Origin of the sequence: Psychroserpens ponticola, assembly GCF_023556315.2 — a bacterium.
Classification (GTDB): domain Bacteria; phylum Bacteroidota; class Bacteroidia; order Flavobacteriales; family Flavobacteriaceae; genus Psychroserpens; species Psychroserpens ponticola.
Window position 1 is genome coordinate 3520185 of record NZ_CP116221.1, and the last position, 23161, is coordinate 3543345.

20 protein-coding genes are annotated in these 23161 nt (G+C 32.5%); 13 read left to right on the forward strand and 7 right to left on the reverse strand.

All coding sequences use genetic code 11. The features are described 5' to 3' along the window. Positions 1-14: 14 nt before the first annotated feature. The 6 genes from radA to panC all read right to left on the reverse strand — a co-directional run bounded on the left by radA (position 15) and on the right by panC (position 6161). Positions 15-1373 carry a DNA repair protein RadA gene (radA, locus tag MUN68_RS15555; protein ID WP_249993216.1) on the reverse strand — a complete coding sequence of 453 codons (1359 nt, stop codon included), beginning with the start codon at positions 1371-1373 and terminating at the stop codon, positions 15-17. A gap of 172 nt (positions 1374-1545) precedes the next feature. Next, positions 1546-2727, reverse strand: a complete 1182-nt coding sequence (locus tag MUN68_RS15560; protein WP_249993215.1) for an alpha/beta hydrolase — start codon at positions 2725-2727, stop codon at positions 1546-1548. An 87-nt stretch (positions 2728-2814) separates the two neighbouring features. Next, a complete protein-coding gene (locus MUN68_RS15565; protein WP_249993214.1) occupies positions 2815-3954 on the reverse strand; it encodes an alpha/beta hydrolase in 1140 nt (379 codons plus the stop codon). A gap of 33 nt (positions 3955-3987) precedes the next feature. Then, the gene (locus MUN68_RS15570; RefSeq protein ID WP_249993213.1) at positions 3988-4941 is read right to left on the reverse strand and encodes a lysylphosphatidylglycerol synthase transmembrane domain-containing protein; all 954 of its coding nucleotides are present in this window, start codon (positions 4939-4941) and stop codon (positions 3988-3990) included. Positions 4942-4945: 4 nt separating this feature from the next. Continuing rightward, entirely contained in the window at positions 4946-5296 is a 351-nt protein-coding gene (panD, locus tag MUN68_RS15575) for an aspartate 1-decarboxylase (RefSeq protein ID WP_249993212.1), read from the reverse strand. Between the two features lie 13 nt (positions 5297-5309). Beyond that, positions 5310-6161 carry a pantoate--beta-alanine ligase gene (panC, locus tag MUN68_RS15580; RefSeq protein WP_249993211.1) on the reverse strand — a complete coding sequence of 284 codons (852 nt, stop codon included), beginning with the start codon at positions 6159-6161 and terminating at the stop codon, positions 5310-5312. Positions 6162-6270: 109 nt separating this feature from the next. Between panC and MUN68_RS15585 the strand changes: the two genes are divergently transcribed. From MUN68_RS15585 to bioA, 12 genes are all read left to right on the forward strand, one after another. Next, the gene (locus tag MUN68_RS15585; protein ID WP_249993210.1) at positions 6271-7080 is read left to right on the forward strand and encodes a glycogen/starch synthase; all 810 of its coding nucleotides are present in this window, start codon (positions 6271-6273) and stop codon (positions 7078-7080) included. Positions 7081-7092: 12 nt separating this feature from the next. Next, positions 7093-8748 (forward strand): DUF4270 domain-containing protein, encoded by a 1656-nt coding sequence (locus tag MUN68_RS15590; protein WP_249993209.1) that lies wholly within the window; start codon positions 7093-7095, stop codon positions 8746-8748. An 8-nt stretch (positions 8749-8756) separates the two neighbouring features. Next, positions 8757-10604 carry a glutamine--fructose-6-phosphate transaminase (isomerizing) gene (gene glmS / locus MUN68_RS15595; protein WP_249993207.1) on the forward strand — a complete coding sequence of 616 codons (1848 nt, stop codon included), beginning with the start codon at positions 8757-8759 and terminating at the stop codon, positions 10602-10604. 163 nt (positions 10605-10767) lie between these two features. Next, positions 10768-13536 carry a TonB-dependent receptor gene (locus tag MUN68_RS15600; protein ID WP_249993205.1) on the forward strand — a complete coding sequence of 923 codons (2769 nt, stop codon included), beginning with the start codon at positions 10768-10770 and terminating at the stop codon, positions 13534-13536. A gap of 11 nt (positions 13537-13547) precedes the next feature. Beyond that, positions 13548-15176, forward strand: coding sequence for an SGNH/GDSL hydrolase family protein (locus tag MUN68_RS15605; protein WP_249993203.1), 1629 nt, complete (start codon positions 13548-13550; stop codon positions 15174-15176). Between the two features lie 198 nt (positions 15177-15374). Further along, positions 15375-16883, forward strand: coding sequence for a F0F1 ATP synthase subunit beta (atpD, locus tag MUN68_RS15610; protein ID WP_249993201.1), 1509 nt, complete (start codon positions 15375-15377; stop codon positions 16881-16883). A 19-nt stretch (positions 16884-16902) separates the two neighbouring features. Further along, positions 16903-17178 (forward strand): F0F1 ATP synthase subunit epsilon, encoded by a 276-nt coding sequence (locus MUN68_RS15615; RefSeq protein WP_249993199.1) that lies wholly within the window; start codon positions 16903-16905, stop codon positions 17176-17178. A 119-nt stretch (positions 17179-17297) separates the two neighbouring features. Then, entirely contained in the window at positions 17298-17828 is a 531-nt protein-coding gene (locus MUN68_RS15620) for a hypothetical protein (RefSeq protein WP_249993197.1), read from the forward strand. A 10-nt stretch (positions 17829-17838) separates the two neighbouring features. Then, positions 17839-18996, forward strand: coding sequence for an aminotransferase class I/II-fold pyridoxal phosphate-dependent enzyme (locus MUN68_RS15625; RefSeq protein WP_249993195.1), 1158 nt, complete (start codon positions 17839-17841; stop codon positions 18994-18996). 15 nt (positions 18997-19011) lie between these two features. Then, the gene (locus tag MUN68_RS15630; protein WP_249993194.1) at positions 19012-19389 is read left to right on the forward strand and encodes a DUF2007 domain-containing protein; all 378 of its coding nucleotides are present in this window, start codon (positions 19012-19014) and stop codon (positions 19387-19389) included. Then, the gene (bioD, locus tag MUN68_RS15635; RefSeq protein WP_249993193.1) at positions 19389-20000 is read left to right on the forward strand and encodes a dethiobiotin synthase; all 612 of its coding nucleotides are present in this window, start codon (positions 19389-19391) and stop codon (positions 19998-20000) included. Before MUN68_RS15630 ends, bioD begins: the two co-directional genes overlap by 1 nt. Positions 20001-20081: 81 nt before the next feature. Continuing rightward, entirely contained in the window at positions 20082-21347 is a 1266-nt protein-coding gene (gene bioA, locus MUN68_RS15640) for an adenosylmethionine--8-amino-7-oxononanoate transaminase (RefSeq protein ID WP_249993192.1), read from the forward strand. A 6-nt stretch (positions 21348-21353) separates the two neighbouring features. Here the strand turns inward: bioA and MUN68_RS15645 are convergent, their stop codons facing one another. After that, entirely contained in the window at positions 21354-21785 is a 432-nt protein-coding gene (locus tag MUN68_RS15645) for a cytochrome c oxidase assembly factor Coa1 family protein (protein WP_249993191.1), read from the reverse strand. A gap of 117 nt (positions 21786-21902) precedes the next feature. Between MUN68_RS15645 and MUN68_RS15650 the strand changes: the two genes are divergently transcribed. Beyond that, positions 21903-23096, forward strand: a complete 1194-nt coding sequence (locus MUN68_RS15650) for a beta-ketoacyl synthase N-terminal-like domain-containing protein (protein WP_249993190.1) — start codon at positions 21903-21905, stop codon at positions 23094-23096. The last annotated feature ends 65 nt before the right edge of the window (positions 23097-23161 follow it).

The window sequence follows — 23161 nt, forward strand, 5'->3', positions numbered from 1 at the left end:
TCAAATTTCTTCTTTTAAACTAAAAAATCAACCAAATCTTCAACCTTTGAGATAAGTTGAATTTTAATTGCTGTGTTTTTCAATGAGATTTTATTGTATTTAGAAATGAAAATGGTTGAAAATCCTAATTTTTCTGCTTCCAAAATACGCTGTTCCACACGTTGAACAGGACGAATTTCTCCTGACAGACCAACTTCAGCAGCAAAGCAAATATCACTTGCTAAAGATTCGTCTTCGTTTGAAGATAAAATAGCAGCTACAACAGCCAAATCAATTGCAGGATCATCAACAGTAATACCACCTGTGATATTTAAAAAAACATCTTTAGCGCCTAATCTAAATCCAGCTCTTTTTTCTAAAACAGCCAATAACATATTTAAACGTTTGGCATTAAAACCTGTAGCACTTCTTTGAGGTGTACCATAAACAGCTGTACTCACTAAAGCTTGCACTTCAATTAATAGAGGTCGCATACCTTCAAGAGTTGCAGCAACTGCATTACCCGAGAGTTCTTCATCTTTTTTAGAAATTAAAATTTCTGAAGGGTTAGACACTTCTCTAAGACCAGAACCTTGCATTTCGTAAATTCCTAATTCGTTTGTAGATCCAAATCGATTTTTATTAGCACGAAGGATTCTAAACACATGATTACGATCGCCTTCAAATTGCAAAACAGTATCTACCATATGCTCCAAAATTTTAGGTCCAGCAATATGTCCATCTTTTGTAATATGACCAATTAAAATTACAGGAGTTGCTGTTTCTTTAGCAAATTTAATAAGCTCAGTCGTACACTCTTTAATTTGTGAAATGCTACCACTTGAAGATTCGATATAATCACTATGCAACGTTTGGATAGAATCTATAACGACGATATCTGGCTGTAAACTTTCAACTTGTTTGAAAATATTTTGTGTCTTAGTTTCTGTTAAAATATAACAATTGTTAATATTAGGATTAATCCGTTCAGCACGCATTTTAATTTGTTGCAGACTCTCTTCACCTGAAACATATAAGGTTTTGTATGGTAATTTTAAAGATATTTGAAGTAGCAAGGTGCTTTTTCCAATACCAGGCTCTCCTCCTAAAAGTGTTAAAGATCCAGGCACTAAACCTCCACCAAGTACACGATTAAATTCTTGATCAGAAGTATCTAATCTTGCTTCTTTAGAAATGTCAATTTCGTTGACTTTTAATGGTTTTGAAATGCGCTTTGAAGTTGAAGATGGCGTTTTCCAATCGCTTTTTTCAGGCTTCTGAATAACTTCTTCAGTAATTGTATTCCATTCTTTACAAGCTGTACATTGTCCTTGCCATTTTGAATATTGGGAGCCACAATTTTGACAGAAAAAGGTTGTTTTTAATTTAGCCATGAATACAATTTAGACAGCTAAATTAAGATATTTTTAGTTGATGTCCCTAAACCAAGTTATGATAGAGATGATTTTAATTGTAACCAATTTTGAAGGTATATTTGTAAAAACAAATGTCTTTGCCTTGATATACAACCACTCAAATACATAATCTGTTGAGTATATGCTATATTTAGTTTTCTTCATCTTCATTTTCTCTTTCATTATCATCAGTAGCTAAATCTTGTAAGTTTTTAAGTTTAGATTTAATATATTCTTTATCAATTACAATAGTTTCGCTAAGAGTTAAGGCTGATTCATAATACTTAGTTGCTTTTTTATTCTTTCCTAATTTTTCGGCATGCAGTGCTAAATAATAAGTTCCTAAAGCTGATTCTGGATCTTGTTTATTGGCAAGTTTTCCTATGTTTTGTAAAGATTCTAAATCATCACGCTCTTCAGCAATCGAAACAATTTTTGCAAACTCATCTTCAGTTATAGGTTTAATAATTCCGAAATATTCTTCAATTCGTTCATATCGATTTACAATATATTCATCTAAGGTTCCTTCATAAGTCAATACTTTTTCATTGATTTCCTTTTCATCTAAAGGTTTATAAATCTCAAAAATCTTATCCAATGCTTTTGACAATGCTCCAGTTACCAATGTATAGTGAGTATCTCCTTTAAGTTCATCATAATAAAACGTTAGCTTCTGAGTATCTAAGGTTTTTAGTACACTACTAGTTTCACGAATTGTATTTTTAATACTAGACACATCTTTATCACTTGTCGCTAAATAATAAAACACATCATTTTTTAGATGGCCTAAACGTGTTGTAAGGTTATTTGCCATAGTTCCTTTATAATCTGGACTTATATTGATATAAGCCTGAAAAACAGGTTCATCTGTAAACAAATACGAGTTAATAAAATTTGCCATTTTATTATGACCTATTGCAACTCTAAAAGGGCTTGTCTTATAATTATTATCGATATAAGGAAGGAGTTCATTTTGTACAAAATCGTAAAAACGCTTTCCTGATTCAAAAGGCATCCCTGTAAGTTCATCAAAATAGCCATCATAAAATCGTTCTTCACCTTGAACAATACCAACAATGATTGACTCTGGCATTTCTTTAAAATACGTTTGAAAGTGCACTTGTCCCAATACAGGCTCAAATAAGTAATCACCATCAAACACAATGATTACTGGATACTTTACTAAAGATTCAGGATCATAATTATTAGGTAATTTGATTTTAATATCTCTTGTAGTATTAAGCGCTCTTGAAGGCAGCTCCTTATAAATAGTTTGCGAAAAAAGTGAAGTACAAAATAGGACAACACATGAAATAAGTAGGTGTTTTTTCATCGTTTAGTAGGGATTTGGAGGAGTAAATATAATAAACCTAACGATAAAACACTTATTTATTCGATGAACTGCATAAATTTTTAAGAATTAATCTTGAAGCTCATATATTTTATCAAGCAACATATCTTTGTTCACAAAATCTGACTCTTCAAGTAATAAGCCAGATTGATAGCTATTTAGCGCTCTTTTTAAATTCCCATCTTCTTCATAATACATGCCTTGATAGTAAGCACCAATCATAGAATCTGGATACTCTTGTCTTGCTAATTTTGCAAGTTGTTTTAAAGACTCAACATCATTTTTTTTCTTAGCTGCAGATGCAATAGCTCTTAAATCGTTTTCTACAACTTTCTTTTTAAAACCATAAAACAACTCAATATCTTCATATTTTCTCATGAGATATGCATAAGGACCAGCTTCATATTCTAACACTTTTTCTTTGTACTCCTTTTTTGTAATTGGCTTATAAAAAGAAAATATTTGGTTTAACGCCTTTGGAATACCTAATCCAACTAAAGAATAATGATTAGCATCTTCGAAATCATCAAATCGATAATGAAAAAATTCATTTTGAATTCCTTTAATAGAATTATCTAGCGCCAGAATATCATTTTTTAAACGTTTTACATCATCATCTGCAGTCGCTAAATAGTAAAATGTATTTCTATCTAATAAAGGTGCTTTCTCACTCATGAAAGCTGCCATTTCAGGAGCTAATTCAGGGCTAAGCAATACATAGGCTCTAAATAATGGTTTATCTTTAAATATGTAATAATTAATAAAATTGGCGCTCATATCATGTCCGACTGCAATTCTAAAATCTGAAACCATATAATTATCCTCGATGTACGGAATGAGTTCCATTCCTAAAAATTCAAAGAAATTTGCACCTTCAGCATGCGGAAAATTAGTTTCTTCGGCAAAAAAGAAATCGTTATCTCTAGTATCACTTTGATTTACACCTACAACAATACAGTTAGGAATATCTTCCCAATACGATTGATAATCCGTGTTACCAACTACAGGTTCAAAAAGATAATCGCCATCCAAAACAATCACTAAAGGATACAATGTTTCTTCTTCAGCATCATAATTTCTAGGCAGTTGAATTTTAATATCTCTAGATTCTCCAAGCTTTGAAGACTCAAAAGGCTCATAAATCACTTGAGCAGATATAGGAAATGAAAAAAGTAAAACTAAGGTGAATAAAGAAAAATGCTTCATCATGATTATTGTGTTATAGCTATGCAAGGTAAAAAATTATTCCTTTCTATTATAGATAGGTAAGTATATAAAAGATAAACTACCAGCAATTATAATCATAATGGTTTGTGATGACCACATAATCCAACCAAAAGCAAAACTAGGATCTTTAGCAATCCCAAACACTGTAAACGCTGCCATAACTGCAGCTGGATACACGAAAATCCCTCCATTTGTTGCTGCAATAGTGAAACTTGCTGAAATGAAAGCCACCAAAATAGCGCCAATACTAACTTGGTCTAATTCAGGAAGCGCAAACGTGGTCACGTAAAACATCAAAATATACATTCCCCAAATAAATAAAGTATGCGCAATAAATGCCCATTTATGTTTCATCTTAAAAATACTCAACATGCCTTCAACTAATCCCTTTAAAAAGCGTTTAACTTTAAGAGCAAATTTTGATTGACTTCTTTTAATATACAAGAAAATTATGGCAACAAAACCTAAACCAATACATCCAAATACAATTAGTTTTTTGGGTTGAAATGATTTTTCAAGCAATTCAATAATGAAATCAAATTCTAATACCAACGTAATTGCTATAATAAAGAGCATCACTAGCAAATCTGCCATTCGTTCTGCTACGATAGTCCCAAAGCTTTTCTCAAAAGGAACATCTTCATAATTTGTTAGTACTGCAGCTCTCAAAACCTCTCCAGATCTAGGAATTCCATAGTTGGCTAAATACGTAATAAAAACAGCCATAATACTGTTTGGCAATTTTATTTGATAACCCAAAGGTTCAAGAAGATATTGCCAACGATAAGCTCTAGACATATGACTTAAAAGCCCAATAAATATACCCAATCCTATCCACCAATAATTTGCAGATTTCACATAAGGTATTATTGTTGAAACTGGTAATTTAGAAAATGTATACCACCCAAAAAAAATAGCTAAAGCTAGCGGAATTATTAACCTTAGACGTTTTTTATGTTTAGGACTCAAATGTTTATTTTAAAAGATTGGTAGCTTCATCAGGAAATACCAATGATGGCTTAAACACCTTTGCATTCTCGATATCCATAAATGCATAAGTTATTAAAATAAGTGTATCTCCTACAGCTACTTTACGAGCTGCTGCTCCATTTAATGTAATTTCTCCACTATTTCGCGGACCAGGAATACAATAGGTTTCTAAACGCTCACCATTATCGTTATTTACGATTTGGACTTTTTCTCCTTGTATAATATTAGCGGCTTCCATTAAATCTTCATCAATAGTGATGCTACCAATATAATTAAGTTCAGCACCAGTAACTTTTACTCTGTGAATTTTAGATTTTACAACTTGTATTTGCATGTGGCAAAGATAATTAATTTAGTGCGATATTGTCAATAAGTCTAATGTCATCTGCATATACAGCAATAAAACCTCTATATGTCTTTTTATTGGATTTCCGTTTTACAGTTTTTAGAGTGTTTACATCTGCAATTATGAAATATTCTAATTCTAACAAATCATGTTTAGCAAATTGTTTCTCAACCCACTCTGTAACTTTATTAGCACTATTAGCACCAAATTTTTCTTTTGCGACATTTAAAGTTTTGTATATAAAAGGGGCTGCTTTTCTATATTCTGGTTTCAATCTCGAATTACGAGAACTCATAGCCAAACCATCATTTGCCCTATGTATTTTGCAACCCACAATTTTTACAGGCATGTGATGTTTTTCAACTAACTTTTTTATAATCATTAATTGCTGAAAATCCTTCTCACCAAAATAAGCTCTATCAGGTCTAACAATTTCAAAAAGTCGTTTAACTATGGTACCTACACCATCAAAATGACCATCTCTAAAACGACCTTCCATTTCGTGTTCTAGGCCATCATAAGAAAATGATGTTGCTTTCACATTATCACCATATATATCTTTTACCGTTGGCGCATAAACAATAATTTTATGCTTTGAAATTTCCTGTAATAACTCCACATCACTGTCTAAAGTTCTTGGATATTTCAAAAGATCATCTTGATTGTCAAATTGAGTAGGGTTTACAAATACGCTAACTACAACAATATCATTTTGTTGCATCCCTTTTTCAATTAAAGACGCATGACCTAAATGTAATGCTCCCATGGTAGGAACAAAACCAATTGATTTTTTATTTACTTTGAGATGCTCAACATAACTATTGAGATCTTTTTTATTGTGATATATATTCACCTTATAACAAAAGTTTAACAGCGTGCAAACTTAATATTTTACTAGCAATCTGCATAAATTTTTGTAATTTTGCATGTTTTTTAATTTTAATTCCAAAAACGACAGATTTATGAAAGATAAGAGAATATTGTATGTGTCATCTGAAGTTGTACCATATTTACCAGAAACAGAAATCTCTTCAATGTCATTTGAAGCGCCAAAAATGGTAAACAAACAAGGAGGACAAATACGAATATTTATGCCTCGTTATGGGAATATAAATGAACGTAGACATCAATTACACGAAGTGATTAGATTATCAGGTATAAATCTAGTTATAAACGATTTAGATATGCCGTTAATTATTAAAGTAGCTTCTATTCCAAAGGAAAGAATTCAAGTTTACTTTATCGATAATGAAGAATACTTCAAAAGAAAAGCTACACTTACAGATGAAAACGGAAAATTGTTTCCAGATAATGATGAGCGCGCTATATTTTTCGCAAAAGGCGTTATTGAGACTGTAAAAAAATTAAACTGGTCACCTGATATTATTCACGTTAATGGATGGTTGGCATCATTATTACCTTTATACCTAAAACAATTCTACAAAGACGAACCTTTATTTACAGAAAGTAAAATTGTGACCTCTATATACAATCAAAGCTTTGAAGGAACGTTAGATAAAGAAATGATTAACAAAGTGAAATTTGATAATATTGATGAAGCTAGCATTAAGTTACTAGAAAAGCCTAATTATAGCAATCTCATGAAGATTGCAATAGACCATTCAGATGCTTTAATTAAAGGCTCTAGTGATTTGCCAAAAGAGTTGGAAGACCATTTAGGCGCTAGTGATAAACCTGTTTTGGAGTACTTCCCAATTGAAGAATTTGCTGAACCTTACACAGAATTTTACAACACCAAAGTACTAAATTAGTTAAAAGCATACATGAAAAATAAGACAATTGCCCTTAGAAACTTAGCAGTTTTTGCAATAATTACAAGTTTTTTTATTGCTTGTGATAAAGATTTTGCAACTATAGAGTCTGATCTAGTAAACACTAATAATGCCACAAATTTTGAAGGCTTATCAAGAGACTTTGATGTTATTGCATACACAAAAGCATTACCTCCTGTTCAAACAAGTACCTTACCAATTAACCTTTTAGGTGTTTATAATGATCCATTATATGGACAAACAACCGGAAGCATTGTTACACAGTTGAGATCTTCATTACTTGGTCCAGACTTTGGAGATGGTGTTATTTTAGACTCAGTAGTATTGAACATCCCTTACTTTAGCAGTGCTATAGAAATTAATAGTGAAGGAGAAACCATTTATGAATTAGATTCTGTATTTGGAGACTCTACAATGAAACTTTCAATATATGAAAGCAATTATTTTTTAAGAGATTTTGATCCTAACTCAAGCATTAACGATTCTCAAATTTATTATTCAAATCAAACCACAGGAACCAGTCCAATTGGAGATGCCCAACTTGAAGGAACATTATTGTACTATGATGATGCTTTTCTTCCATACGAAAGGCAAATCATATTAACAAATGAAGACAATGAAGTAATTGGTCGTTCTTCTCCTGCATTGAGAATTTCATTTACCGAAGCTCAAAGCTTAGAGTATTGGACTGAAGACTTAGAGTATTGGAATGACAAGATTATTGCGAAAGAAGGTGAACCCGAATTAAGTAATGCCAACAACTTTAATGATTATTTTAGAGGTCTATACTTCAAAGCTGAATCTACTAATAACAATGGAACAGGCTCTTTGTCTCTCTTAAATTTCGCAAGCAGTAATGCAAATATCACCTTGCATTATACAAGAAATAACACACTTAGTGATGGCGATCCAATTCAATCGACATATGTCCTAAACTTCACAGGAAACCGTGCAAATTTTTTATCAAATGACTATGTATACCCTGAAGGAGATGACGTGTTAGGTGACGAAAAATTATACCTGAAAGGTGGCGAAGGCTCTATGGCTGTTGTAAAATTATTTGATGGCGAGGATTTAGATGAAGATATGGATTTAAATAGTTTTGAATCTTTTAAAAATGAATTTGTTGAAATAGATGAAGATGGAAAATTCATTAAAAGTAAAAAACTAATTAATGAAGCTAATCTCGTTTTTTATGTAGACGAGTCAAGTGTCGCTAATTTAGAAGAGCCAGATCGTATTTATTTATATGATGCACAAAACAACACTCCACTAATTGATTATTTCTATGATGCTGCTAATACGCTTTCACCTTTAGACTCGAGAACTAGTCACTTAGGAAAACTTCAACGAGAAGATAACGACGGAAATGGCATTAAGTATAAGATTAGAATTACTGAACATATTAATAATTTATTAATAAGAGATTCAACTAACGTTGATCTTGGCCTAGTAGTCTCAGGCAATGTTAATTTAGAAAGTAATTCAGGTGATTTTGACTTATTAAACCTAGACGATTCAAATGATGAAAAAATCCCAGTAAGTTCAATAATTACACCAAGAGGAACAGTTCTTTTTGGAAATAACACTTTGGATGACGAAAAAAAATTATATTTGGAAATCTTTTATACAGAACCAAATAATTAGAAAAAACTATGTGTGGAATTGTTGGATACATTGGTCATCGTGAAGCTTACCCTATTATTCTTAAAGGTCTTAAACGATTAGAATATAGAGGTTATGATAGTGCAGGAATTGCACTATATGATGGTAATGATATTAAATTATCAAAAACCAAAGGTAAAGTCGCTGATCTTGAGGATAAACTTGAAAAAGAAATAAAAACCAATGGTAGCCTAGGCATAGGCCACACACGTTGGGCAACTCATGGTGTTCCAAATGATGTAAATTCACATCCTCATTATTCAAATTCTGGCAATCTTGTTATCATTCATAATGGTATTATTGAAAATTATGAATCTTTAAAAAAAGAATTAATAAAAAGAGGTTACACTTTCAAATCTGATACTGATACAGAAGTATTAGTCAACCTTATTGAAGATGTAAAGAAAAATGAAAACATCAAACTAGGAAAAGCCGTTCAGATCGCTTTAAACCAAGTTGTTGGAGCTTATGCTATTGCTGTTTTTGATAAAAACAAACCTAACGAAATTGTGGTTGCTAGACTTGGTAGTCCTTTAGCTATAGGAATTGGTGATGATGAATTTTTTATTGCTAGCGATGCATCTCCATTCATTGAATACACAAAAAATGCTATTTATCTTGAAGATGAAGAAATGGCAGTTGTACGCAGAAAAAAAGGAGTTAAGATTAGAAAAATTAAAGATGATTCTTTAGTAGACCCTTATGTTCAAGAACTTCAACTTAATCTAGAACAAATTGAAAAAGGAGGCTTCGATCACTTTATGCTTAAAGAAATATACGAGCAACCTAGCGCAATTCTTGATACATTTAGAGGACGTATGTTACCAAATGAAGGCATTATAAAAATGTCTGGCATAGAAGATAACATGAAAACATTCTTAAATGCCAATAGAATTATTGTTGTAGCATGTGGTACTTCATGGCACGCTGGTTTGGTTTCAGAATATATTTTTGAAAATTTAGCAAGAATACCTGTTGAAGTTGAATACGCTTCAGAATTTAGATACAGAAACCCTGTCATTACGGATAAAGATGTTGTCATCGCTATTTCACAATCAGGTGAAACTGCAGATACTTTGGCCGCAATTAAATTAGCTAAATCTAGAGGCGCTTTTGTTTTTGGAGTATGTAATGTAGTTGGATCATCTATCGCAAGAGAAACAGATGCTGGAGCTTACACGCATGCTGGCCCAGAAATTGGTGTTGCATCAACAAAAGCATTTACTACTCAAATCACTGTTTTAACTTTAATTGCACTTCGTTTAGCTAGAGCAAAAGGGACTATTTCTAGTTCTGAGTTTAGACATCACATGATTGAATTAGAATTGATTCCAGAAAAAGTAAAAAAAGCGCTAGAATCTGATGCATACGTAAAAACGATTGCTGATATTTATAAAAATTCAAATAACTTCTTATACTTAGGTAGAGGTTACAATTTTCCAGTTGCACTAGAAGGAGCCTTAAAACTTAAAGAAATTTCATACATACATGCAGAAGGATATCCTGCAGCAGAAATGAAACATGGTCCTATTGCTTTAATCGACGAAAATATGCCAATAGTTGTTATTGCAACAAAAAAAGGACATTACGAAAAGGTAGTAAGCAACATCCAAGAAATTAAATCTCGTAAAGGAAAAATAATTGGTATTGTTACTGAAGGTGATGAACAAGTGAAAGCATTAGCAGATCATGTTATTGAAGTTCCAGAAACAATAGAATCATTAACACCTCTATTAACTACAATTCCATTACAGCTCTTATCCTATCACATTGCATTAATGTTAGATAAAAATGTGGATCAACCTAGAAATCTAGCAAAAGCTGTAACTGTAGAATAACACTTAATTTTAGTTATAACCCCTTGATGTTTTAGGAATTAACCAAAAACAAGTATGCATTTTTGTTAAAAACTATTATGCATGCATGCTTTTTTGAGAATTATTCATTGCATTAGCATATAATTATTTATATTGCTGTACTAAATTTAACTAATTCCCTAAAATGAAGACACTTTTTAAAACAATTATGCTGTTTTGTTGTGCGATCTCTTTTGCGCAAACTACAGTAAAAGGTAAAATCATCGATAATTATGGTCAACCATTACCTGGAGCCAATATTATTGTAACTGGCACAACCACTGGTACAATTTCAGATTATGATGGAAACTATACCTTAACCGTTAACCAAGATCCACCATTTACTATTCAAATAAGTACTGTTGGATTTGAAACCGTTGATCTAGAAGTTACAACTAATCCACAAACTATTGATGTAACCTTAGTTGAAGGAACCGCTTTAGATGAAGTTGTTATTTCTGCTTCAAGAACTCCTGAACGAATCTTCGAATCACCAGTGACCGTTGAACGTTTTGGTTTAAAAGAAATAAAAAACACTTCATCTCCTTCCTTTTTTGATAGTATTGAAAACTTAAAAGGTGTAGATATGAATACCAATAGTTTAACATTCAAATCTGTTAACACTAGAGGATTTGCTACTTTCGCTAATAATAGGTTTATGCAATTAGTGGATGGGATGGATAACTCATCACCTGCTTTAAATTTCGCATTAGGTAACTTATTAGGAATGTCAGAACTGGATGTTAACACAGTTGAACTACTACCAGGTGCATCTTCTGCACTATATGGAGCTAACGCTTTTAATGGTATTATGTTTATGACTAGTAAAAACCCATTTGATCATCAAGGGGTTAGTGTTTATGCAAAAACGGGGATTACTTCTAGTGAAAATGCTGGAGACAATAATTTTGTTGATGCAGGTATTCGTGTAGCAACAGCTTTTTCAGATAAATTTGCTGCTAAAGCATCTTTTTCATTCCTTAATGGTACTGAATGGTATGCTACTGATTATACTGATTATAATAATCCTGGATTATCAAGATTAGATCCTAATTATGACGGACTAAACGTTTATGGTGATGAGGTATCTACAACACTTGATTTTGATGAATTAGCTGCTGGATCACTTCCAATTCCTGCTCTTACAAATTATGGAACATCAACGATAAGTAGAACAGGTTATGAAGAACGTGACCTTATGGACTATGAAGCTGAAAGTATCAAAGCTGATTTCGCTTTACACTTTAAGCCTTGGGCTAATGACTTTGAAATCATCTTAAATTCTAAATTTGGTAGAGGAAATACAATCTACCAAGGTGCAAACAGATATGCCATTAAGGATTTCTTTATGCAACAACATAAATTAGAAGTTAAAAACAAGAACTTCTTTGCAAGAGTATATACTACGGCTGAAAAAGCAGGAAACTCTTATGATACACGTTTTACTGCAATCAATATTAACAGAGCATGGAAAAATGATACACAATGGTTTACAGATTATGCTGGTGGATTTATTGGTGCATTAGCTGGTCAAGGTATTTTTGAAAACCCAACTCAAGAACAAATAGCTGCTGCACATGCTGCCGCAAGATTAAATGCAGACAATGGAAGATATCTTCCTGGCTCAAGCGATTTTAATAACGCTTTAACAAAAATCACTGCTGATAGTGACTTAGCAACTGGGTCAAAATTTACCGATAATTCTAAAATATATCATGCAGATGCTAATTATAACCTTAGCCATCTTATCGATTTTGCTGATATTATGGTTGGTGGATCTTGGAGACAATATTCACTAAATTCTGATGGATCTATTTATACTGATTATAATGGACCAATAGATTACAATGAATTTGGTGCATACACACAAATACAGAAAAAATTGATGGATGACAGATTAAAACTTACAGGATCTGTACGTTATGATAAATCAGAATTTTTTGATGGATTTGTATCACCAAGAGTATCATTCAACTATACCGCAGATCAAAACGACAAACATAATATTAGAGGATCTTTTCAAACAGGATTTAGAAACCCTTCAACACAAGATTTATTTATTGGGTTGAATGCAGGAAGAGCTATTTTAGTTGGATCTGCTCCTGAAAACTTAGACCGTTACACTGCAACTAGTGCTCAACTTAGTACTTCTGGACAAGCAATTGCAGGATCACCCACAGTACAATTAGATGGTGGAGATGCTTATGACAATGCATTTAGTTTAGCTTCTGTAGAGTCTGGAGCTCCTGAAGCAGCAAATGTTAGCATTGTAAAACCTGAAAAAGTAACTGCTTACGAAGTTGGTTATAGAGGAAAAGTTGATAGGTTTATTATTGATTTAAGTGCCTACTATAATGCTTATGAAGATTTCATTTCAAATAAAACGGTTTTAGCTCCGCTTTATGGTACTGTAGGAGATAACACATTATCCTTATTAGCTTTACAAAATGAAGATTACCAAGCTTACCAAACATACACTAATTCTGATGTTAAAATTAATTCTTATGGCGCATCAATTGGTGTAGATACTAAATTAAGTGGATTCAACCTTGGATTTAGCTATACTTATGCTAAATTAGATTTTGATCAAGATGAAGATCCTGATTTTGAAACTAGTTTTAATACTCCAGAACATAAAGTTAAAGCCTCTTTAGGTAAAGAAAACTTATTTAAAAATCTCGGTTTTAACATTAATTGGAGATGGAATGACACGTATTTATGGCAATCATCATTTGCTGATGGTATGTTACCAGCACGTCATACAATTGATGCTCAAATCAATTATTCTATGCCAAGTATAAAATCTACATTTAAAATTGGTGGTGCAAATATTCTTGCCCATGACTATGTGAGTGCTCCTGGCTCAGGCGCTATTGGTGCTCAATATTTTGTCTCTTGGACTATTAATCAATAAAAAAAATAATTATGAAAATAAATAATATATGGCTATTAGCCTTCCTTTTTATAGGATTAACAGCTTGTGAAAGTGACGATGATTCACTTGCAGACCCAATAGACGAAGAACAAGAATTAATTAATGGACCAGCACCAGTTTATACAAGTGGTACTGCAGATTTCTCAACATTTGTTTCACTAGGTAATTCATTAACTGCAGGATATTCTGATGGAGCTTTATTTGCTCGAGGTCAAGCAGAGTCTTTTCCTAACATTTTATCCAAACAATTTGCATTAGCAGGTGGAGGCACATTTACGCAACCTCTTATGAGTGATGATATTGGTGGTTTTTTATTAGGTGGTAGCCCAGTATTAGACCCAATAACAGGTGAAAATTTATTTAAACCTAGATTAATTTTTGATGCTGCAAATCAAACACCTATTTCAGTAAACGGAACTTCAACAACAGACATTACTAATGTGAATCCAGGCCCATATAATAACATGGGTGTTCCTGGTGCTAAAAGTTATCATTTATTAGCTCCAGGTTATGGTGATATAAGTAACTTCCCAGCTGCAGCTAATCCTTACTTTATCAGAATGGCATCTACTCCAGGCACTACTGTAATAGCAGATGCAATGACATTAAATCCTACATTCTTTTCTTTATGGATTGGTAATAATGATGTTTTAGGATATGCAACTAATGGTGGTGACAGTTCAGATGTTATTACAAACCAAGGTACATTTGATGCTGCAATGACTGGATTAGTTTCAACATTAACATCTAATAATTCAGAAGGTATAATTTCTAACATTCCTAATGTTACAGATGCACCATACTTTACAACTGTTCCTTATGCGCCATTAGATCCTACAAACCCTTCATTTGGCCCGCAAATACCAACATTAAATTCTGTATTTGGTGCTTTAAATCCTATTTTTCAAGCAATAGATCCAAGTAGAGTTATTGTGTTTTCTGAAACTTCTGCAAGCCCAGTTGTAATTCAAGATGAAACATTAACTAATATCGCACCACAAATTGCTGGAGCTTTAGGCGCTAGTCCAACTTTTCCTGCTTTTATTAGTCAATTTGGACTTGATGGAAGCAATCCTGCTGTAGTTCAATTAGCAGCTGGATTATTGGCAAATCTTTACGGACAGTCTAGACAAGCAACTCCTAACGACTTACTTGTTTTACCAAGTCGTTCTATAATTGGAAACGTAAATCAAATGACTGCTGACGGATTAATACAAGCTGGTTTACCTGCTGCTGTAGCTGGACAATTCTCTACAGAAGGTGTTACACTTCCTTTAGAAGATAAATGGGTATTATTACCTTCAGAACAAACCGAAATTGCAAATGCTACAACTGCATTTAATCAAACTATCGCAAATCTTGCAACACAATATGATTTAGCTTTGTTTGATGTTAATACCTTTTTCAATAGTGTTGCAACAGGTGGCTACCAAGCTGGAAATGCTTTCATGACTGCCGACTATGTTTCTGGTGGAACATTCTCTCTAGATGGTGTTCATCCATCTCCAAGAGGTTATGCAGTAATAGCTAACCAAATGATAAATATTATAAATACAAAGTATGGTTCGAACTTACCAACAGTAAACCCTGTTGACTACAGAGGATTGTATTTAGACTAACTATAATTACTACAATATAAACACCTTCTTTTTTCTGTATAAAAAGGAGGTGTTTTTTTATACAGAAAAAAGCAAAAAAAATGCCTTTATTTTTAAATTAAAAAATATATCTTTGCAGCGCGAAAAAGTAGTGATTTGTTATATTATAAGAAGTCTATTTTTAAGTATTGAAATATCTAAACATTAAATACATAAGTAATGTCAAAAGTTACAGGTAAAGTTGCACAAATAGTAGGTCCAGTTATCGATGTTGAATTCGGAGCTGGTGCTGAACTTCCAAAAATTTATGATTCGTTAGAAATTAAAAGACCTGATGGTTCGCTTTTAGTATTAGAAGTACAATCTCACATTGGTGAAGATAGTGTTCGTACTATTGCAATGGATTCATCTGATGGTTTAAGTAGAGGAACAGAAGTTACAGCTACTGGTGCTCCTATTCAAATGCCAATTGGAGATGATGTTTACGGACGTCTTTTCAACGTAATTGGAGATGCTATTGATGGTATTGGAGATTTACCTAAATCGGGTGATGCAGGTTTACCAATTCACAGACAAGCACCTAAATTTGAAGATTTATCAACATCTACAGAAGTTTTATTTACTGGTATTAAAGTCATCGATTTAATTGAACCTTATGCAAAAGGTGGTAAAATTGGTTTATTTGGTGGTGCTGGTGTTGGTAAAACAGTATTAATTCAAGAATTAATTAATAACATTGCTAAAGGTCATGGTGGTCTTTCAGTATTTGCTGGTGTAGGTGAACGTACTCGTGAAGGAAATGATTTACTTCGTGAAATGTTAGAATCAGGTATTATCAAATATGGTGATGACTTTATGCATTCTATGGAAGAAGGTGGATGGGATTTATCTAAAGTTGATAAATCAATAATGAAAGAATCTAAAGCAACTTTCGTATTTGGACAAATGAATGAGCCTCCTGGAGCTCGTGCTCGTGTAGCACTTTCAGGATTAACTATAGCAGAATATTTCCGTGATGGAGCTGGTGAAGGACAAGGAAAAGATGTACTTTTCTTCGTTGATAATATCTTCCGTTTTACACAAGCTGGATCTGAAGTATCTGCATTATTAGGTCGTATGCCTTCTGCAGTAGGTTACCAACCAACATTAGCAACAGAAATGGGTGCAATGCAAGAACGTATTACATCTACAAAAAGAGGCTCTATTACATCTGTACAAGCGGTTTACGTACCTGCAGATGATTTAACCGATCCTGCTCCTGCAACAACGTTTGCTCACTTAGATGCAACTACAGTATTATCTCGTAAAATTGCAGAGTTAGGTATTTATCCTGCTGTGGATCCTTTAGATTCTACATCAAGAATTCTAACTGCTGATATTTTAGGAAATGAGCATTACGATTGTGCGCAACGTGTTAAAGAGTTATTACAACGTTATAAAGAATTACAGGATATTATTGCCATCTTAGGTATGGAAGAATTATCTGAAGAAGATAAAATGGCTGTAGGTAGAGCTAGACGTGTGCAACGTTTCTTATCTCAACCGTTCCACGTAGCTGAGCAATTTACTGGTATTCCTGGAGTATTAGTTGATATTAAAGAAACGATTAAAGGATTTAACATGATTATGGAAGGTGAATTAGATCACTTACCAGAAGCGGCATTTAACCTTAAAGGTACTATTGAAGAAGCTATCGAAGCTGGAGACAAAATGCTTGCTGAAGCTTAATCTTAAAACAACCTAAATTATGTATTTAGAAATTGTATCACCAGAAGCTACATTATTTAGCGGAGAAGTAACTAGTGTTGCTGTTCCTGGTGTGATGGGTGAGTTTGAAATGCTTAACAATCACGCACCTGTTGTATCACTTTTAAAAGAAGGTAATGTGAAGATTAATGGAAACATTACTTTAGAAGAAGAGGTTGAAGCTAAATTCAACAAAACCGATAAAGGGTTTTGGTTACCAATTAATTCTGGTACTATTGAAATGAAAGACAATAAAGTTATTGTACTCGCAGATTAAGTCTACTTTATTTACAAATATTAAAAACGCCAAACAAATAGTTTGGCGTTTTTGTATTTATTATATATTGTTAAAGACTAGCATTGAATATCAATAATTCATTATTTATATTTGTCGATATGGATGCAATAATCAGTTATACTAGAAAAGTACCTATTTGGAAAATAATACTTGGTATTGGTTTTATACTCTTAAGTATTTACGCAATTTTATTTATTAGCATATTAAATGGAATCGTTTTTATGATTATGTCTTTTTTTTTAATAAAAACAGATGGCTCAGAAATTAATTTGGAATCAAAAACATATAGGAAAACCTATTCCTTTTTAGGCATTAAAACTGGTAAATGGGAACCTTTACCTAAAGTAGAATATATCACAGTTTTTGCAACTACAGAAGACATCACTGTCAGAGCTTTATCTGCTGAGACAACAAACTCAAAAGATGTAATACTGCTAAATATTTTTTATGATAGAAATAAAAAATTCACAGCATATTCTACAACTAATTTAAAAGATGCTTTTGATGTCGCTTCACACATTGCCAATGCATTATTAATTGATCTTTTAGATGCAACCAAAAAAGGAGATTATAGATGGGTAGATAAGGATGTCCTTAGAGAGAAAGGAGAGGTTTTATATACAGATTAATTGAGAACAAATGCTTCCTAAAAAACTCAAAAACAAATTAGAAATACGACTGCAAGAAAATGCTTTTAGGCAATTAGGAAAATCAAATCATTTGATCGATTTTTCTTCAAACGACTATTTGGGATTTTCTAAATCTGCAACTATTTTCAATACTACTAATGAGTTGCTAAAAACTCAAAACAGTGAACAAAATGGAGCAACAGGTTCTCGTTTACTCTCAGGAAATCATAAATTATATCCATTTGTAGAAGAACACATAAGTACTTTTCATAATTCGGAAACTGCATTAATTTTTAATTCAGGCTATGATGCCAACTTAGGATTTTTTTCATGTGTACCGCAACGTAATGACATTGTTTTATACGATGAATATTGTCATGCTTCAATTCGTGATGGCATAACAATGAGTAAAGCAAAATCGTTTAAGTTTAAGCATAACGATTTACAAGATTTAGAATGTCACCTCGAGCGCAGTCGAGAGGTCTCAGAATCTCATCAAGATATTTACATTATTACAGAATCTGTATTCTCAATGGATGGAGACTCACCTGATTTAGTCACACTTTCCCAAATAAGTAAAAAACACAATGCAAACCTCATCATCGATGAAGCTCATGCCATTGGTGTCTTTGGAAAAAATGGAAACGGTTTAATAAGTCAACTTAAACTTGAAGATGCTGTTTTTGCAAGAACCATCACTTTCGGAAAAGCCTTAGGTGCTCATGGTGCAGCTATTTTATGCAATCAAGATCTTAAAGAATATCTTATCAATTTTTCAAGACCATTTATTTATACCACTGCGCTTCCTCCTCATAGTTTAGCAACTGTAAAAGCTTCATATGACGAACTTAATATTCAGAACGCTAAAGAAGTTTCACAAATAAGTGTACTAAAAGATAATATTAGTTTCTTTAAATCAGAGTTACAACGACTTAATCTACAAGAGTTTTTCATCAAAAGCGATTCTGCAATTCATAGTTGTGTCATTTCAGGAAATGAAAATGTTAAACGTATTGCTCAAGAGATTCAAAAACATGGTTTTGATATAAAAGCTATCCTATCTCCTACGGTTTCAAAAGGAAAAGAACGCTTACGATTTTGTTTACACAGTTACAATTCTTCAGAAGAAATCACAAAAGTCTTACAGTTACTTGCTATTTTTGTGTAAAACCAATTCATCTTTATGATAGATAATTACACAGTGCTTTCAACGTTTCCGTATTCAACAGAAGCTCAAGTCACAAAATCTAAACTCGAATCAGAAGGTATTACTGTGATGTTATTGGATGAAAAAACAGTAGATTCCGACCCTTTAATAAGTCAGGCCATTGGAGGTGTAAAACTTTTAGTATCTGACAATGATTTTGAAAAAGCATTGCTAATCTTTAATGAGATTAGACCTTATGAAGTTGATGAAAATGGGAATTCAATTCATTGTCCATCTTGTACATCAAATCGCATTTTAATTGCGCCTTTAGAACGCAAGAATTTATTTCTGATGCTATTTCCATTTTTTGAAAAAACGAAACACATTTGTAACAATTGCAAAACCATTTTTTAATGAATACATATTTCATAACAGGAATAGGAACTGATGTAGGAAAAACTGTTGCTTCTGCAATTATTACTGAAGCTCTAGAAGCTGATTATTGGAAACCAATTCAAGCTGGTGAATTGGAGTATTGCGACACAAAAAAAGTTCAGGATTTAGTCTCTAATTCAAGCTCCAAATTTCATAAAAACAATGTAGCATTACAAACGTCAATGAGTCCACATGCAGCTGCTAATATTGATGGAATTTCTATTCAACTTAAACAAATTAAACCACCAAAAACCAAGAATGATTTAGTGATTGAAGGTGCTGGCGGATTGCTAGTTCCTATAAATACTAAAAACACAGTTTTAGATCTTATCAAACCCAATTATAAAGTGATTGTCGTCTCAAGACATTATTTAGGAAGTATCAACCACTCGCTTTTAACTTTAAATTTATTAACAGAAAAGGGATTTGATGTATCAGTTATCTTTAGTGGAAATGAACATAAATCCACAGAAGATATCATAAAAAAAATGACAAACATAAAAGTAATTGGTCGCATTGATGAAGAGCCTTATTTTGATAAAAATGTTATTAAAGAATACAGTGAACTTTTTAAAGAAAACTTAAAATGAATTTATTACTACTGTCATTTCAAGTACAATCGATAATCTAAGTATTTAAACGGCACTCAATATGACAGAGCGAACAAAAATATGAACTTAAAACAAAGAGATAAAAACCACATTTGGCATCCATTAACGCAACATAAATTGCATCCTGAAACTATTGGAATTACAAAAGCCCAAGGTTGTATTTTATTTGATGAAGATGGCAATGAATATATTGATGCCATTGCATCTTGGTACACTTGTATGTATGGTCATTGCAATTCATATATAACACAAAAAGTTGCTACTCAAATGCAGGTTTTAGATCAAGTTGTGTTTAGCGGGTTTACACATGAACCAGCTATAAAACTATCTGAAGCATTAATCGAAATTCTTCCAAGCAATCAAAACAAACTTTTTTTTAGTGACAATGGCTCAACATCTGTTGAAATAGGAATCAAAATGGCGTTGCAATTTCATTTCAATCAAGGAGAAAAACGCAACGTTCTATTAGCTTTCGAAGATGGATTTCATGGTGATACGTTTGGAGCCATGAGTGTCTCTGGATTGTCAATTTACAATGGTCCATTTGAAGATTTCTTTTTAGATGTGAAACGTATTCCAACTCCAAATGGAGAAAATCATGAGGCTATTTTATATCTGCTAAAAGAATTAACCTCCAAGTATAAAATTGCTGGATTTGTTTATGAACCTTTAGTACAAGGTGCTGCTGCAATGAAAATGCATAATCCCGAAGGGTTAAATAGTATTTTACGTTTCTGTAAAACAAACAATATTATAACTGTCGCTGATGAAGTTATGACAGGTTTTGGTAAAACTGGACACTTTTTTGCATCCGATTATTTAGACATTAAACCAGATATTATCTGTTTGAGTAAAGCATTAACAGGTGGATTATTACCAATGGCAATCACAAGCTGTTCACAAGAGATATTTGATGCTTTTTATAGTGACGATATGAGTAAAGGTTTATTTCATGGTCACACCTATTCAGGAAATCCATTATCATGTACTGCTGCATTAGCTGGTATTGAATTACTTAAATCTGATGACATTCAAATTAACATACAACGAATTATAACTTCTCATGAAACATTTGGAAAACATATAAAAAACCATTCTAAGGTAGCTTCAATTCGCCAAACTGGAATTATTTTCGCTTTAGATTTAAATATCGAAATGGAACGCTATGGTAATTTGCGTGATAAACTTTTTCAATTTTTCATGAATAATGGCGTCTTCTTAAGGCCCTTAGGAAACACAATTTATATTCAAGCACCTTATGTTATATCAAAAAAACAATTACAAAAAGTGTATCAAGTTATAGAAGGTGCATTAGACTCATTATAAAAGACATTAAATGCCTTCTAAATTTTTGCCTATCAAATTAATTTCTTCTTGAGATGCTTTTATTAATACGTAAAGTTTTTCATAGATCCATTCATCATTTTCTTTTGTTGCTAAAACAATAATAGTTGCTTGTCCGTTTTCACCTTTAATAGGAATTTTTATATCCGCTTCTCCTCTATTGTTTTTCAAAGAAATTTCTCCTTGAAACATGCCATTGGTTATAATTGGTGCTCCCAAAGCATTTTGAACTCTAATATCATTTTGAGCCAAGTCAAATGAATATTCATAAGGTGTCGAATTTTTAACAACATTAGTTACTCCATAAAATACAGCTCCTATTCCTAATACAAATAATACAATTACTGTTAAACAACCTCCAACTGGTAAAACCCAAAGCCAGTTTCTTCCAAACCAACTTTTTTGACGCACTTCTTCCATAATACTAATGATTTAAATGATAAGTATCTACTTTTTGCAAATTGTTACTTAATCTGTTTTAATTTTATGTTCAAAAACTTTTCAATATCCTATTTTTGCATAAAACATCTACTGCTTTTGCAACAACCCATTTCAATAACAGCAATTTCATCTATTTCTCCTTTAGGAAAAACATCTGAAGATATCTGGAACAATTATAAAAACAATCAGCATTGTTTTACAATAAATAAAGGGCATTGGGTTGCCAAAATATCTTCAGAATTAAAAACCGAAATTAATAATTTAAAAGGATCTAATCCAAAATACAAAACATTAGACGATTCAGTTCTATATGCAATTTACGCATCAAGACAAGCCATTAATAATGCAAATTGGGATGCTTCAGATAACTTCGGAATTAATATAGGATCATCAAGAGGAGCAACAACACTTTTTGAACATTACCATAAAGCATTTCTTCAAAATCATTTATCCGAAACTTTAGCATCTCCAACCACTACTCTAGGCAATATTTCATCATGGGTTGCGCATGATTTACAAACCAAAGGGCCAGAAATCTCACATTCTATTACTTGTTCAACAGCATTACATGCCATGTTAAATGGAATAGCATGGATTAACTCTGGAATGTGTACTAAATTTTTAGTTGGTGGAAGTGAAGCTCCTTTAACACCATTCACTATTGCACAAATGCAAGCATTGAAAATTTATGCGAAATCAAATTGTCACCTCGAAAGCAGTCGAGAGGTCTCAAAACATCTCGACTCCGTTCGACCAAACTATTACCCAAATCAAGCTCTAAACAACAACAAAACCGAAAACACAATGATTCTTGGAGAAGGTGCTGCAATGGCATGTTTAGAATCTGGAGAACAATCAAATGCATTGGCAAAAATTATAGGATTGGGCTATGCTACTGAAATCCTTGAACACAATGCGTCCTTATCAACAAATGCAGTTTGTTTTCAACGTTCTATGGCTATGGCTTTAGATCAATTAAATCCTGATGACATAGATGTTATTGTCACACATACACCAGGAACCATAAAAGGGGATCAAGCTGAAATAAATGCGATAAATACGGTTTTTTGTAACAAAACGCCATCATTAACTACTAATAAATGGAAGATAGGTCACAGCCTTGGTGCTTCCGGACTTTTAAATATTGAAATGGCAATTTTAATGTTGCAAAAACAAGAATTCATTTCAATACCTTACCTAAAAGTTAAAACACCTAAACGCATCAAAAATATTCTAGTAAATGCAGTTGGTTTTGGTGGAAATGCAGTATCTATTTTACTTTCAAAATAACATTTGACATCTATTGTAAGACAGATTTAAAGGTCTTATATTTAAATATTAATTTTTAATACGAA

What these genes read in the sequence shown, in the direction of transcription:
- radA (WP_249993216.1), bottom strand. Translation starts at nt 1,373, where the DNA reads ATGGCTAAATTAAAAACAACCTTTTTCTGTCAAAATTGTGGCTCCCAA.
- MUN68_RS15560 (WP_249993215.1), bottom strand. Translation starts at nt 2,727, where the DNA reads ATGAAAAAACACCTACTTATTTCATGTGTTGTCCTATTTTGTACTTCA.
- MUN68_RS15565 (WP_249993214.1), bottom strand. Translation starts at nt 3,954, where the DNA reads ATGATGAAGCATTTTTCTTTATTCACCTTAGTTTTACTTTTTTCATTT.
- panD (WP_249993212.1), bottom strand. Translation starts at nt 5,296, where the DNA reads ATGCAAATACAAGTTGTAAAATCTAAAATTCACAGAGTAAAAGTTACT.
- MUN68_RS15585 (WP_249993210.1), top strand. Translation starts at nt 6,271, where the DNA reads ATGAAAGATAAGAGAATATTGTATGTGTCATCTGAAGTTGTACCATAT.
- MUN68_RS15590 (WP_249993209.1), top strand. Translation starts at nt 7,093, where the DNA reads ATGAAAAATAAGACAATTGCCCTTAGAAACTTAGCAGTTTTTGCAATA.
- glmS (WP_249993207.1), top strand. Translation starts at nt 8,757, where the DNA reads ATGTGTGGAATTGTTGGATACATTGGTCATCGTGAAGCTTACCCTATT.
- MUN68_RS15600 (WP_249993205.1), top strand. Translation starts at nt 10,768, where the DNA reads ATGAAGACACTTTTTAAAACAATTATGCTGTTTTGTTGTGCGATCTCT.
- MUN68_RS15605 (WP_249993203.1), top strand. Translation starts at nt 13,548, where the DNA reads ATGAAAATAAATAATATATGGCTATTAGCCTTCCTTTTTATAGGATTA.
- atpD (WP_249993201.1), top strand. Translation starts at nt 15,375, where the DNA reads ATGTCAAAAGTTACAGGTAAAGTTGCACAAATAGTAGGTCCAGTTATC.
- MUN68_RS15615 (WP_249993199.1), top strand. Translation starts at nt 16,903, where the DNA reads ATGTATTTAGAAATTGTATCACCAGAAGCTACATTATTTAGCGGAGAA.
- MUN68_RS15620 (WP_249993197.1), top strand. Translation starts at nt 17,298, where the DNA reads ATGGATGCAATAATCAGTTATACTAGAAAAGTACCTATTTGGAAAATA.
- MUN68_RS15625 (WP_249993195.1), top strand. Translation starts at nt 17,839, where the DNA reads ATGCTTCCTAAAAAACTCAAAAACAAATTAGAAATACGACTGCAAGAA.
- MUN68_RS15630 (WP_249993194.1), top strand. Translation starts at nt 19,012, where the DNA reads ATGATAGATAATTACACAGTGCTTTCAACGTTTCCGTATTCAACAGAA.
- bioD (WP_249993193.1), top strand. Translation starts at nt 19,389, where the DNA reads ATGAATACATATTTCATAACAGGAATAGGAACTGATGTAGGAAAAACT.
- bioA (WP_249993192.1), top strand. Translation starts at nt 20,082, where the DNA reads ATGAACTTAAAACAAAGAGATAAAAACCACATTTGGCATCCATTAACG.
- MUN68_RS15645 (WP_249993191.1), bottom strand. Translation starts at nt 21,785, where the DNA reads ATGGAAGAAGTGCGTCAAAAAAGTTGGTTTGGAAGAAACTGGCTTTGG.